The sequence below is a fragment of the Streptomyces panacea genome (genome assembly GCF_040560175.1).
Classification (GTDB): Bacteria; Actinomycetota; Actinomycetes; order Streptomycetales; family Streptomycetaceae; genus Streptomyces; species Streptomyces panacea.
This window is the reverse complement of sequence record NZ_JARJHW010000209.1, coordinates 1-12,372: the sequence shown is the minus strand read 5'-3', so window position 1 is coordinate 12,372 and position 12,372 is coordinate 1. Positions and strand designations below refer to the sequence as shown.

Here is a 12,372-nt window from a genome sequence, read left to right as displayed (position 1 = left end):
AGACAGGCTCTCGCCAGTGCGCCGGGGCAGCCGTGCCGCCAGCTTTCGCCGGGTGGGCCGGGGCGCCAGCTTTCGCCGGGGCGCCAGGTCGGCCGGGGGCGGCAGCCTTCGCCGAGGCGGCCGGAGAGGGTCCGTCGAGCCCGCGGCCAACGGCTCCAGCCGCGGGCCCGGCCCGATGCCGTGTTCCACTCGGAGCCTCGCGGCGTGGAGCACGCCGGACTCCGGTCCGCCGGGACGGTCAGTTGAGGGCGCGCAGCACGAGCCGGAACGCCGCCCCGAGACCCCGCGCGATCCACCCGAACAAGCCCAGTTCCACCGCCAGTTCACCAACGTCGCTCGCCGTCTCCGCCCGGTCGATCGCCCCGCTACGACACCGTCGACAGGCCCGCGGCCACCGGCGCCTGCGTCCCCCGCACTTCCTGCACGTCCTCATGGGCGCCATTCTCACACCCCACCTCCTTCGAAAATCATGAACCGGCGACATCTCGCCGGGGGCCACCGGGCGATCTCGCCCGGAGAGTCGTCGCCGGTCACGAACGGTCTGGTGAACGTCACCGCAAGTCGCCATCTCGGCACGCCAGGCGGGGACTTGGCGGCCCGCGACAAGGAGAGGCGGGAGGCACGGAGCGCCGGGTAGAGGCCCGCGATCGTGCCGATCGCCGGCGACCACCCCGGCGGCACGGTCCGGGTCGACGTGGGGCCGGGCGGGCTTGAGGTCGTCAATACGGGGCCGGTGGTCGCGCCGGAGACCGTACCGCCGCTGCTGTTCGAGCCGTTCCGCCGTGCTCGGGCCCGGCAGCACGCGCCGGGTGAGGGCGCGGGTCCGGGGCTGTCCGTCGTGGCGTCGGTCGCGCGGGCGCACGGCGGCGAGGGCGAACCCCGGGGGCGGTCTGACGGCCCGGGTCGTGCTCCCGAGGTGCCCCTAAACTCGCCGGTATGACAATCCCCCTCAGTGACGCCGCCCGGAAGATCCTCGACGGCCGCAACCCCGCCGTCCTGTGCACGATCAACCCGGACGGCAGCCCGCAGTCCTCCGTGGTGTGGGTCGGAACCGACGGCGACGACCTGGTCATCTCCTCGGAGGCGGGCCGGCGCAAGGTGACGAACGCGGCCACCGAACCGCGCGTCAGCCTCAGCGTGTTCGACCTGGCCGACCCGCAGCGGTACGTGGAGGTACGCGGCACCGCCACCGTCTCCGAGGACATCGGCAGGCGCACTGCCGTCACACTCGCGGAGAAGTACGCGGGCGCCGGCGCCGGGGAGACGTACCTGGAGCTGCCGCCCGAGGTCGTACGCGTCACGATCCGCGTCACCCCGGACCGGCTCACGGGCAACTCGGCCGCCTGACGGGCCGCTTACGGAGCCGCGGGCCCGCTACGGGGTCAACGCGCCGTCCAGGAACGGCTCTATCGCGGCGCGCCAGGCGTCCGGCTGTGCGTAGTGCACGAGATGGCCGCCGTCGTCCACCTCCGCGTACTGCCCGCGCGGCAGGACCCGCACCATCTCCTGTGCCTCCGCGCGGCCCAACTCGCCGTCCAGGCACCGCACGACCAGCGTGGGGCACCGGACCTGCGCCAGCTCCTCCCAGTGCGCGTCGTGCACCCAGGTCGCGCGTGACGTGAGCATCTGGCTGCGGGAGAAGACCGGCCACCAGCCGTCGGCGCGCTCGGTCATCACCTCGGCGAAGAACTCGCCCCGGCCCGGATTCGGCCGCTCCAGCCACGGGTCGTCCTCGCCGAACCACTTCCGTACGTCGGCGAGCGACGCGAACGGCACGGGCCAGGTGCCGAACCAGTCGTCCCACTCGCGCTGCGACGCCGCCCCCAGCGCGGACGCCCGCATGTCGCAGATGATCAGCGCCCCGACGAGGTCGGGGCGCTTCGCCGCGAGCTGCCAGGCGGTGAGCGCGCCCATGGCGTGGCCGACGAGGGTGACGGGCGCGAGGCCGAGCTGCTCGATCGCCGCCTCGGCGTCCGACACGTACGCCTCGCGGGTGTACGGCGCTTCGGGCGGCTTGTCGCTACGGCCGTGGCCCCGCTGGTCGAGCGCGACCGCCCGATGGCGCCCGGCCAGCCAGCGCGCGGTGGACGCCCAGTGCGAGGCGCGGCCCATCAGGCCGTGGAGCAGAAGCACGCCGGGGGTGCGCCCGGCGCCGGTCCGCTCCTCGGGCTGGGCCGCGAACTCCCAGGCCGCCAGCCGCAGCCCGTCGAATCCGGTCACATCTATGCGCTGCACCATGTGCCCTGGCACCCCCTTCGGTCCTGAGTGGTCGAGTCCGATGGCACCGGCCCGATTCCGTGCCGTTCGGTCGTTGCCGTCCGGTCGTGCCCTTCGGTCGTGCTGTCCTCGTGCGACTCCCTCAGAGTATCGAACCTTCGTTCGAAAACCTGCTTCTCACGCGCAACATCGCTCGTTCGAGTGACCATGGTCAAGGGTTGGCCGAAGCGTCTGAGGGGAGATCTTCTGCGGGAGGCGGACCACTCGGGGATGAGGGTCCGTGGGGACCGACCCTGGGAGCTCGGGGCTCCGGGTCGGGACAGGGGAGGACAGGCCCCGGCGCCGCACAGCGCCGGGGCCCTTAACGTGCGAGGCGGGCGTCGAGGCGTACAGAACATCGGCCGCGGCGGGCACCGGAGGCACCACGGACACCGCAGGGATCACGGGCACCACAGCCACAGCGACAAGCATCAGGCGCACAGTCCCGCTCCCTCCTCGGCCGCGGGACGAGGTCCGCGTCCGCTGCCCTCAGGTCATATGCCCCTGAGCCAGCCTGGCACGCGAATCGCCCGACCGCTGCCATTCCGCCGGGAATTCGTATTCTCCGCTGTCGGAGGAATACTCTCCGCAGCCGCCGACAGGCATGCGCGAGCGGCCCGACGGGCACGACCGGGCCGGCTCCCCGGGCCCCGGAACCAGCTGTCCGGGACCCCGGCGGGACGTCAGTACAACGTCGGCACGACGTCAGGGTGGGATCGGCGCGCGAGGTCAGCGCTTGGCGACGAAGACGTGCGAGGCGACCTCGGAGTCCAGCTCAGCGGCCTCTCCGCTGCTGCCCACGAGCACCCCCCCGACCGGCGACTCCGTCACGCTCACCACGGAGCCGGGCTGCACGCCCGCCCGTCGCAGCGTGTACATCAGCTGGGCGTCGGTCTGGATCGGCTCGCCGATCCGCCGCACCACGACGGTCTTGCCCTCGGTGCCCGGATCCAGATCGGCCAGGCTGACCATGCTCCCGTCGAGGAAGGGATCCGCGATGCTCGTCTCGCCCAGCTCCTCCAGGCCCGGGATGGGATTCCCGTACGGCGACTCCGTCGGGTGCCGCAGCAGCTCCAGCACCCGCCGCTCCACCGCCTCGCTCATCACGTGCTCCCAGCGGCAGGCCTCCGCGTGCACCTGCTCCCACTCCAGGCCGATCACGTCGACCAGCAGACACTCGGCGAGGCGGTGCTTGCGCATCACGCGCGTCGCCAGTCTGCGTCCCTCCTCCGTCAGCTCCAGATGCCGGTCGCCCGCGACCTGCACCAGGCCGTCCCGCTCCATGCGGGCCACGGTCTGGCTGACCGTCGGCCCGCTCTGATCCAGCCGCTCCGCGATCCGGGCGCGCATGGGGACCACACCTTCCTCTTCGAGTTCGAGGATGGTGCGGAGATACATCTCCGTGGTGTCAATCAGTCCGGACATACGTGCCCCTCGATGCTTTGACATGAAAACAACCGTGCGCTGGCCCCTGGCCAATTCTGACGCATCGCGCTGACAACCGTGCCGAGCGGGAAGCCGCCGAAGACGAAGCCGTATTGACACGGTAAAGGTCCAGACCGCAACGTGATCCGCGGCACAGGCGTTCCCGCCCCTGTTCCACCTCTGTTCAGCCCTCTTTTCCGCCTCTTTTCCCGCCCCCTACGGAAGGGTCTCTCGATGAGCGAGAGCACGCTGGCCGGTCAGTTCTTCGGCGCCGCGATCGGTCTGCTGGAGCGCGTACGCGACGAGGAGGCCGCGAACATCGAAGCGGCCGGGAAGGCGATCGCCGAGGCCGTGGCCTCCGGCGGCCGTGTCTTCGCCTTCGGCGCCGGCCACTCCTCGCTCGCCGCACAGGATGTCGTCTACCGGGCGGGCGGTCTCGCCGTCATGAACCTCCTCAACGTGCCGGGCGTGATGGGCGTCGACGTGATGCCCGCGACGCTCGGCTCCGCGCTGGAGCGGGTCGACGGCCTGGCGAGCGCCGTACTGGACTCCAGCCCGGCGAAGTCCGGCGACGTCCTGGTGATCATCTCGCTCTCCGGGCGCAACGCGCTCCCCGTGGAGATGGCGCTGAACGCGCGGGCGCTGGGCCTGAAGGTGATCGGGGTGACGTCGGTGGCGTACGCGACGGAGACGAAGTCCCGCCATGTGTCCGGGACTTACCTCAAGGACCACTGCGACATCGTCCTCGACAGCAAGATCGCGGTGGGCGACGCGGAGCTGTCGGCGGACGGTATCGAGGCACCGTTCGCGCCTGCGTCGACCGTCGTGACGAGCGCGCTGATGCAGGCGATGGTGGCGACGGCGGCGGGCGGCCTGGTCGAGCGCGGCGTCGAACCGCCGCTGCTGCGGTCGGGGAACGTCGACGGCGGGCACGAGTGGAACGGGCGCGTGATGACGGAGTACGGGGACCGGATCTTCTACCGCCACTGAGCGGTTCGCCCTCGCCTCGCCCGGGGCCCGACCCAAGAGTCAGGCCCTACGCCTCCGGCCTCGGCACCGCCCTGAGCAGGTCCAGCGAGGCCGCCATCCGCGCCGTCGCGTCCTCCGCGTACACCGCGTCGGGGCGTTCGAACGGCGGGCGGCTGGCGCCTCGCAGGAAAGTGACCACGCCCAGGGTCCTGCCCCGGCTCCGCAGCACCGTACAGAGCGCGTGCACGGAGTCGGGCGGCCACTGGCGGGAGACCGACCAGGTCGGGGTGGTCGAGGCGCCCGAAGGGGCGCTCGCGCGCACCGAGCCCGTACGGGCCACCGCCTGGAGCGCCGGGTGACCTTCCCGGTAACGCACGGGTATCCCGCCGGCCGTCACCGGCAGGCAGGGCCCGACGGAACCGCCCGGCGTCGCGGCCACCCGTACGAGCCGGGTCGGCGGCAGGTCGCCGGTCGACGTACCCCCGTAGGGAGTCACCGCGGCCGGCTCGCCCAGGACCAGATCGATCAGCGCGTGGTCGGCGAAGCCCACGAGGGCGAAGTCCAGACAGACCGTCGCCGCCTCCATCGGGCTCTCGCACTCGCCCGCGGCCCGCCCCGCGCGATGCAGCTGGCTGGAGCGGAAGCGCAGCTTGTCCGCCTCCTGCGCGGCGATCTTCGCCTCCGTGACGTCCTGGAAGAGCCAGCCGACGCCCAGCGGGACCGGTTCCTCCGCGAGCGGGGATGCCAGCCGGAGGAAGCCGCTGCGCCAGCAGCGCCGCCGCTCGCCCCCGTCCGCCGTGCGCAGCGTCACCCACAGCTCGGCGAGCGCCCTCGGCGCGCCCTCCGCGAGTACGTGCTGGAGGGCGCCCTCCAGCTCCTCCACTCCCTGGACGACGGTCTCGCCCAGGGGCCGCCCGAGCAGGGCCGTACGGCCCGAGCCGAGCGCACGCGCGGCATGCCCGTTCACGACGGTGGGCCGCAGATCCACATCGACCAGGACCACGCCCCACACCGCGTCGTCGAACAGTGCCTCGCTGAGCGCGATGGACCGCTCCAGATCGATCTGCGCGTGCACCTCGCTGAACGCGCAGTACACCCCGGCGGGCCCGCCGTCCGCACCGCGCACGCCGGCGGACTGGGTCCGTACGAGCAGCCGGCTGCCATCCTTGCGCAGCAGCGCGAACTCGTGCACCAGGCGTCCCGGCACGTCCATCGCCGACATCAGCCGCCCGTGCACCTCGTCGGCGTCGGCGCTGCGCACGGCCCAGCCGGCGAATCCGCGCCGGCCCACGGCCTCGTCGGCGGACCAGCCGAGTATCCGCTCGGCCTCGCGGTTCCAGTGTGTGACGACGCCGTGGGCGTCGAACGCGCAGAGAGCCGCGTCCATCCCGTCGAGCAGCGCGGCGAGCAGATCGGCCCCGGGGCCGCCGACCGGGCCGCTCTCGGGACCCGCCGCCTCGGCCGCACCGGATTCCGGTTCGTCCGGGCCGGGCGGGCGGGTGGTCTCACTCCGGGACGCACTCATCCATGGCACCCCCTGCCGGCTGCTCGGTCACACCTACGAACATTCAACTCGAACGTGACCCAGCACACACCTTGTTCCGGAAAATCGTTGCGCGGAGGAAATCCAAATAATCACTTGTGACCCGCGGGACGGGTTCCTAGGGTGGTGAGCACACTAGAAGGGAGGTGGTTCGGAAGTGATTTCAATCCGGACAAGTGAGGTGACTGCGGGCTGACGCCCGTCGTCGCACACGTGCGGTGCCGGTGAACCACCGGCCCAATCCAAGCAGTCACCCGACCCGCGTGCTCGCCGGTAAGTCCGGCCGGCTCCTCCTCGGAGGAACCTGAGCACGCGGGTCGTCTGCGTTCCCGGCCAGGGCGCCGCACCCGTCACGGCCGGGGCGCCGCGCCCGTTACGGCCCGAGCGTCGCGCCCATTACGGGCAGAGCCTCTCCACCCGCCAGCCCGTGGACTCCTTCACGTACCGCAGCCGGTCGTGCAGCCGGTTCTCGTGCCCCTGCCAGAACTCGACCGTCTCCGGGTCGACCCGGACACCGCCCCAGTGCGGCGGCACCGGGACCGGCTCGTCGTCCGGGTAGCGGGCGGCCAGCTTCTCGTACCGCCCGAGCAGCTCCGCGCGCGAGGCGACCGGCGTGGACTGGTCGCTCGCCCAGGCGCCGAGCTGGGAGCCGTGCGGGCGGGTGCGGAAGTACGCCGCCGTCTCCGCGCGGCCGACACGGGACGCCGTACCGGTGACGACGACCTGGAGGCCCAGCCCGTGCCAGGGGAAGAGGAGGCCGACGTACGGGTTCGCCTCGATCTCGCGGCCCTTGCGGGATCCGTAGTTGGTGAAGAAGACGAAGCCCCGCTCGTCGTACCCCTTGAGCAGCACGGTGCGCGACGACGGGCGGCCCTCGGGGGTCGCGGTGGAGACCACCATCGCGTTCGGCTCGTGCAGACCGCCGGCCACCGCGTCCTTGAACCAGCTCGCGAACTGCTCCATGGGCGTGGCGGCGAGATCGGTCTCCAGGAACGCCTCCGCGCGGTACTGCGCGCGCATCAGGGACGGGTCGGGCGCGACGGCCGGGCCGGGGCTCTCGGCGGGGTCGGGGGTCTCGGCGGGCGGAGTGTGAGGCACGCGACCCATCCTCCCGCAATGCCGTGGCCGAGGCATGGTTGATTCGATGTCCGGGCTGGGCAGGACGGTGAGTAACGGATGACCGATCCGGACCGCGAGTCGTACGAGACCGACCGCGGAACCGTGCCGGCTCCGACAACTTCTGACACCGGACCGCGGGCCGTAGGCCGTAAGCCGTCGCCCGGATCAGCCGTACGCTTCCGCGTCCGCCACACCAGAGGAGCCGCCTGATGTCCGATTTCGTACCCGGACTCGAAGGAGTCGTCGCGTTCGAGACAGAGATCGCCGAACCGGACAAGGAGGGCGGCGCCCTCCGCTACCGGGGCGTCGACATCGAGGATCTGGTCGGCCACGTGTCCTACGGGAACGTGTGGGGCCTGCTCGTAGACGGCGCCTTCAACCCGGGACTGCCGCCCGCCGAGCCCTTCCCCATCCCCGTCCACTCCGGCGACATCCGCGTCGACGTGCAGTCGGCACTCGCGATGCTCGCCCCCGTCTGGGGCCTCAAACCGCTGCTCGACACCGATGAGCGGACGGCGCGCGACGAGCTGGCGCGGGCCGCGGTCATGGCACTGTCGTACGTCGCGCAGTCCGCGCGCGGCCAGGGCGTGCCGATGGTGCCGCAGAGCGAGATCGACAAGGCGGAGTCCGTCGTCGAGCGCTTCATGATCCGGTGGCGCGGGGAGCCCGACCCGCGCCATGTGAAGGCGGTCGACGCGTACTGGACGTCGGCGGCCGAGCACGGCATGAACGCGTCGACGTTCACGGCCCGTGTCATCGCCTCGACCGGCGCGGACGTCGCCGCGGCCCTGTCCGGTGCCGTCGGCGCCATGTCCGGGCCGCTGCACGGCGGCGCCCCGTCGCGCGTCCTCGGCATGATCGAGGAGATCGAGCGGATGGGCGACGCGACGGCGTACGTGAAGCAGGCGCTCGACAAGGGCGAGCGCCTGATGGGCTTCGGCCACCGCGTGTACCGGGCGGAGGACCCGCGTGCCCGGGTGCTGCGGCGTACGGCGAAGGAGCTGGACGCGCCGCGTTTCGAGGTCGCCGAGGCGCTGGAGAAGGCGGCGCTGGAGGAGCTGCACGCACGCCGTCCTGACCGGGTGCTGGCGACGAACGTGGAGTTCTGGGCGGCGATCATGCTGGACTTCGCCGAGGTGCCCGCGCACATGTTCACGTCGATGTTCACATGCGCGCGTACGGCGGGCTGGTCGGCGCACATCCTGGAGCAGAAGCGGACGGGGCGGCTGGTACGGCCCTCGGCGCGGTATGTGGGACCGGGCACGCGGGACCCGCGTGAGATCGAGGGGTACGACGACATCGCGTCCTGACCGATAGGTGCCGCTGTCAGGTGCCGGACGGGCTGCCGCTGCCGAGCCCGTCCGGACCGTCGCCGGAGTCGTTGAAGCCGTCGAAGCCGTCGAAGCCGTTGAAGTCGTCGAACGCGTCCGTCACACAGTCCGCGTGGCAGCGGTTCCTCTCGTACCGCTCCCGCAGCGCGCCCGCCGCCGATTCGCGCGACACGGCTCCGTGCCCGAAGTGCTCGGCGGCCACCGTCAGTACGTCGTCCACCCTGATGATCGCCGGTTCGTCGGCCGCCGCCGCGTGGCGGGCCGCCGCGATCGCCATGTCGGCGGACCGGCGCAGATCACGGGGCAGCCGCCGGTATTTGACGTCCCGCGCGCGCACCCGCAGATACGGCTTGCGCACCTGCCCCTTCCAGATCGCCCCGGCCGCCATGAGCACCAGCCCGACCGCGAGGACGGCGTACACATCCTCCACCTCGACCGCCGCCCTTCTCAGCCCAGCACCGTGTCCAGGATCCTCGCCCACTGCGCCACCACCCTGTTCCGCCGCTGGGTGTCGTCCGTCAGCAGCGTGGCCAGCCCCAGACCGCGCGCCATGTCCAGCAGCCCCTGGACCGTCTCGCGTACACCGGGCACCGACTCGTCCGCGCCCAGAAGCTCGACGGTCATACGGTGCGCCTCACGGCCGACCCGGGCTTCGAGTTCGGTGACGCGGGGCCGCAACTGCTCCTCGTCGGCCGCGGCGACCCACAGATGGAGCGCGGCCCGGAACAGCGGCCCGGTGTAGAGCGCGACGACCGCCTCGACCACCTCGCGGCGGCGGGTCGGCCCGGCCGGCGCGAGCGCGCGCAGAGCAGTGGAGCGCTCCTCGGCGACGTACTCGACGGCCGCCGTGAACAGGTCCTCGCGGGTGGGGAAGTGGTGCTGCGCGGCGCCGCGCGACACCCCGGCGCGCTCGGCGACGACGGCGACGGTGGACCCGGCCCAGCCGTGCTCGGCGAGACAGGCGACGGCGGCCTCCAGGAGACGCCGCCGGGTGGCGCGGCTGCGGTCCTGCTTGGGCTCCTTCGAGTCCTTCGAGTCCTTGGAGCCCTGGGGGTCTTCGGGGTTCTCGGAGTCCTTCCGCGCGGCTACCGCACCCATGTGGCGTCCCGCCGTTCGAGGAACGCCGACATTCCCTCGCGGGCCTCGGCCGTCGCGAAGAGCGACGCCGAGCGCTGTACGAGGTCCTCCGCGTACTGGTCGAAGGCCGCCAGCACCGGAGCGGTCAGCAGCTTCTTGGACTCGGCCAGCCCCTGCGGAGACCCCTTGCGCAGGGCGTCGAGAATCGGGGCGAGCGCGGTGTCCACGTCGTCGGCCGCCTGCGTGACGAGCCCGTCGGCCACGGCCTCGGCGGCGCCGAAGGTCTCCCCGGTGAGGTAGTGGCGGGCGGCGGCGCGCGGTGCCATGCGGGGCAGCAGCGGCATCGAGATGACGGCGGGCGCGACCCCGATCCGTACCTCGGTGAAGGCGAAGTCCGAGCCGCTGGAGGCGACCACCATGTCGCAGGCCCCGAGCAGCCCCAGCCCCCCGGCCCGGACATGACCGGTGACACGGGCCACGACGGGCTTGGGGTGCTCGACGATCTGGCGCAGGAGCGCGACGAAGGTGTACGGATTCGGCGGCTCCTTCAGATCGGCGCCCGCGCAGAAGGTGGTACCGGTGTGGCTGAGCACGACGGCCCGTACGGACGGGTCCTCGGCACACCCGGTGAGCGCGTCGCCCAACTCCCCGACGAGCCGCGCCGACAGGGCGTTGCGCTTGGCCGGCGCGTCCATGGTCAAGGTGCTGATGCCGCGCTCGTGCGCGGTCGCGACGAGCGTCACGTGGTCTCCGTCTTCCTTGCGCGGTCCCGTGTGGCGCGCGAGGGTTCAGAGAGTGACAGCGCGCGCCGAATCAATCAAGCGAGCATGCATGATTCCCGTACCGCCACCACGTGAGCGGTGTCAGCCGCAGAAGGCCGCGTCCAGGAGCGCGTCGACGGCGTTGCCGCACACGCGGCCCCCGCACGGACTCGACCGTGTCGACGAGTCACGGTGCGACGGTGGCGATGCACGTCCTCGTGATGCTGCCGATCCGGAGATGGCCGCGGGCCGCGACGGCACGCGCCGTACCCGACTCGGCGAACCGCGACTCGCCGCGATCCGCGCCCTGTTCTCCCGGTGCGCTCGCTTGATTTCGGCCCTCGTCATCAGTTCGTACGACGCGGTCCACGCCGTACGGATGAGCCTGCCGGAGGCGCCGGGGCGGCCAGGAGGGGGCGCGTTGCCGTATCCGGCGGGGGGTTTGTCCCCACCCCCGGCCGCCAATGCGCCCTGCACCAACCGGGCGTCATTCCTTACGGTGGAAAAGTAGATCCACGTATTCTTCTGGAGGCACGTATGGACGCGGCACTGGCCAAGCACCGCAACCCCATCGGCGATGACGGTCACCAGCCGAACCGCCCTCTCCCGCCGCCGCAGCCGACACCACCGCCGCCGGCCCCGGACAAGAAGTAGGTGCGGTGAGCAGTTCAGCGGTGTCGGCTGCCCACACGGAGCGACTCCTTGCCGAGGTGGCCCAACTCGTCGGGCCGCTGCCGCCCGTTCTCGACCGGGCTGTGCGCGCGGTACCGAGGCATCTGTTCCTTCCGTCTGTCATCTGGCTGCGCGACGGGGAGGGCGGCTACCAGCCGTGCGATCGGGGCACAGCCCCGGACGAGTGGCTGAGCGCGGCTTACTCGGACGCGCCGCTCGTCACGCAGCTCACCGACGGAGTGCCGACGTCGTCCGCGTCCATGCCAACCATGGTGCTCCGCATGCTCGCTCTGGCGGACCTGGACCGGGAGTCCGCAGGGCGTCGCGTTCTCGAACTGGGCGCGGGCACCGGGTTCAACGCGGCCCTGCTGTGTCACCTCTGCGGCGATCAGGCCGTCACCACCGTCGAGTTGGACCCCACGCTCGCGGCGGAGGCGGAGCGGAATCTGAAGGCCGTCGGCCACGCGCCGAAGGTGGTACGCGGTGACGCCGGGGCCGGCTGGTCCGCCGGGGCTCCGTACGAGCGGATCATCGCCACCTTCTCGGTCCGCCGGGTCCCGTCGGCCTGGCTGGCACAGACGGAACCGGGCGGCCGCATCGTCACGCCGTGGAACTCCGCCTGGTGCAGCGGTTACGGCACGCTGGGACTGACGACGACACCGGACGGCGGCGGCGAAGGCCGGTTCCACAGCTTCGCCTCGTTCATGCCCATGCAGGAACCTGCCGCGTCGACTGCCGCGCCCGCCGACGGCGGCGGCCTGTCCGAGCATGTGACGTCCTCGGCATTGTCGCCGTGGGCCGTCGCCGGAGGGGATCTGAACGCGGAGTTCCACGTCGGCCTCACCGTTCCCGGGGCCTATTTCGCCTGGGACGCGAGCGGGGAGCACGCTCCCGCACGGCTCGATGTAGCCGACGACACCGGGCCGTCGTGGGCCAGGGTCGACTACGACGGACAGCATGCCGACCGGTTCACCGTCACCCAGGCCGGTCCCCGGCGTCTGTGGGACGAGATCGCTGCCGCGTACGCCCGTTGGGAGAGCCTTGGCCGCCCGAGCGTCGACCGGTACGGGCTCACGGTGAACGCGGCGGGGGCTCAGACGGCATGGGTGGAGGGGGCCGACGGCACCCGCGAACCGGCTTCGCCGGTCGGCGGGGCCGCCACGCACATCTGACGCGTCAGGCGTTCAACGCGCCGTGCTTCACGGCCGAGATGAAGGAT

11 protein-coding genes and 1 pseudogene are annotated in these 12,372 nt (G+C 72.0%); 5 read left to right on the top strand and 7 right to left on the bottom strand.

Annotated elements, in window-relative coordinates:
* Positions 1 to 664: 664 nt before the first annotated feature.
* Together P3L51_RS31410 and P3L51_RS31405 are read left to right on the top strand one after the other, a co-directional pair.
* Positions 665 to 926: pseudogene (locus tag P3L51_RS31410) on the top strand (sensor histidine kinase); the annotation flags it as partial.
* Positions 927 to 936: 10 nt separating this feature from the next.
* Positions 937 to 1,347: a PPOX class F420-dependent oxidoreductase gene (locus P3L51_RS31405; RefSeq protein WP_354608725.1), complete on the top strand. Its 411-nt coding sequence runs from the start codon at positions 937 to 939 to the stop codon at positions 1,345 to 1,347.
* Positions 1,348 to 1,374: 27 nt separating this feature from the next.
* Here P3L51_RS31405 and P3L51_RS31400 read toward each other — a convergent pair whose 3' ends face one another.
* The gene (locus P3L51_RS31400; RefSeq protein ID WP_354608724.1) at positions 1,375 to 2,238 is read right to left on the bottom strand and encodes an alpha/beta fold hydrolase; all 864 of its coding nucleotides are present in this window, start codon (positions 2,236 to 2,238) and stop codon (positions 1,375 to 1,377) included.
* 747 nt (positions 2,239 to 2,985) lie between these two features.
* Entirely contained in the window at positions 2,986 to 3,681 is a 696-nt protein-coding gene (locus P3L51_RS31395; RefSeq protein ID WP_354608723.1) for an iron-dependent transcriptional repressor DtxR, read from the bottom strand.
* A 234-nt stretch (positions 3,682 to 3,915) separates the two neighbouring features.
* On the opposite strand from P3L51_RS31395, the gene P3L51_RS31390 reads away from it, so the two are divergent.
* Complete coding sequence (locus P3L51_RS31390) at positions 3,916 to 4,671, top strand: SIS domain-containing protein (RefSeq protein WP_354608722.1); 756 nt, start codon at positions 3,916 to 3,918, stop codon at positions 4,669 to 4,671.
* 46 nt (positions 4,672 to 4,717) lie between these two features.
* Here the strand turns inward: P3L51_RS31390 and P3L51_RS31385 are convergent, their stop codons facing one another.
* A complete protein-coding gene (locus tag P3L51_RS31385; protein WP_354608721.1) occupies positions 4,718 to 6,175 on the bottom strand; it encodes a PAS domain S-box protein in 1,458 nt (485 codons plus the stop codon).
* A 414-nt stretch (positions 6,176 to 6,589) separates the two neighbouring features.
* Positions 6,590 to 7,213, bottom strand: a complete 624-nt coding sequence (gene pdxH, locus P3L51_RS31380; protein WP_354608726.1) for a pyridoxamine 5'-phosphate oxidase — start codon at positions 7,211 to 7,213, stop codon at positions 6,590 to 6,592.
* Between the two features lie 308 nt (positions 7,214 to 7,521).
* Between pdxH and P3L51_RS31375 the strand changes: the two genes are divergently transcribed.
* On the top strand, positions 7,522 to 8,622 hold the full coding sequence (locus P3L51_RS31375) for a citrate synthase 2 (protein WP_354608720.1): 1,101 nt from the start codon (positions 7,522 to 7,524) through the stop codon (positions 8,620 to 8,622).
* Between the two features lie 16 nt (positions 8,623 to 8,638).
* Here the strand turns inward: P3L51_RS31375 and P3L51_RS31370 are convergent, their stop codons facing one another.
* From P3L51_RS31370 to P3L51_RS31360, 3 genes are read right to left on the bottom strand one after another with little or no spacing between them, the layout of a single operon-like run.
* Positions 8,639 to 9,064: a hypothetical protein gene (locus P3L51_RS31370; RefSeq protein WP_354608719.1), complete on the bottom strand. Its 426-nt coding sequence runs from the start codon at positions 9,062 to 9,064 to the stop codon at positions 8,639 to 8,641.
* Positions 9,065 to 9,090: 26 nt separating this feature from the next.
* Positions 9,091 to 9,741 carry a TetR/AcrR family transcriptional regulator gene (locus P3L51_RS31365; protein WP_354608718.1) on the bottom strand — a complete coding sequence of 217 codons (651 nt, stop codon included), beginning with the start codon at positions 9,739 to 9,741 and terminating at the stop codon, positions 9,091 to 9,093.
* Positions 9,729 to 10,415 carry an enoyl-CoA hydratase family protein gene (locus tag P3L51_RS31360; protein ID WP_435594566.1) on the bottom strand — a complete coding sequence of 229 codons (687 nt, stop codon included), beginning with the start codon at positions 10,413 to 10,415 and terminating at the stop codon, positions 9,729 to 9,731. The genes P3L51_RS31365 and P3L51_RS31360 overlap by 13 nt, the downstream gene beginning before the upstream one ends.
* Positions 10,416 to 11,140: 725 nt before the next feature.
* Between P3L51_RS31360 and P3L51_RS31355 the strand changes: the two genes are divergently transcribed.
* A complete protein-coding gene (locus tag P3L51_RS31355) occupies positions 11,141 to 12,325 on the top strand; it encodes a methyltransferase domain-containing protein (RefSeq protein WP_354608716.1) in 1,185 nt (394 codons plus the stop codon).
* The last annotated feature ends 47 nt before the right edge of the window (positions 12,326 to 12,372 follow it).

Bases quoted from the DNA above. Each gene is read 5' to 3' on its own strand.
- P3L51_RS31405 (WP_354608725.1), top strand. From the start codon at position 937: ATGACAATCCCCCTCAGTGACGCCGCCCGGAAGATCCTCGACGGCCGC.
- P3L51_RS31400 (WP_354608724.1), bottom strand. From the start codon at position 2,238: ATGGTGCAGCGCATAGATGTGACCGGATTCGACGGGCTGCGGCTGGCG.
- P3L51_RS31395 (WP_354608723.1), bottom strand. From the start codon at position 3,681: ATGTCCGGACTGATTGACACCACGGAGATGTATCTCCGCACCATCCTC.
- P3L51_RS31390 (WP_354608722.1), top strand. From the start codon at position 3,916: ATGAGCGAGAGCACGCTGGCCGGTCAGTTCTTCGGCGCCGCGATCGGT.
- P3L51_RS31385 (WP_354608721.1), bottom strand. From the start codon at position 6,175: ATGAGTGCGTCCCGGAGTGAGACCACCCGCCCGCCCGGCCCGGACGAA.
- pdxH (WP_354608726.1), bottom strand. From the start codon at position 7,213: ATGCGCGCGCAGTACCGCGCGGAGGCGTTCCTGGAGACCGATCTCGCC.
- P3L51_RS31375 (WP_354608720.1), top strand. From the start codon at position 7,522: ATGTCCGATTTCGTACCCGGACTCGAAGGAGTCGTCGCGTTCGAGACA.
- P3L51_RS31365 (WP_354608718.1), bottom strand. From the start codon at position 9,741: ATGGGTGCGGTAGCCGCGCGGAAGGACTCCGAGAACCCCGAAGACCCC.
- P3L51_RS31360 (WP_435594566.1), bottom strand. From the start codon at position 10,415: ATGGACGCGCCGGCCAAGCGCAACGCCCTGTCGGCGCGGCTCGTCGGG.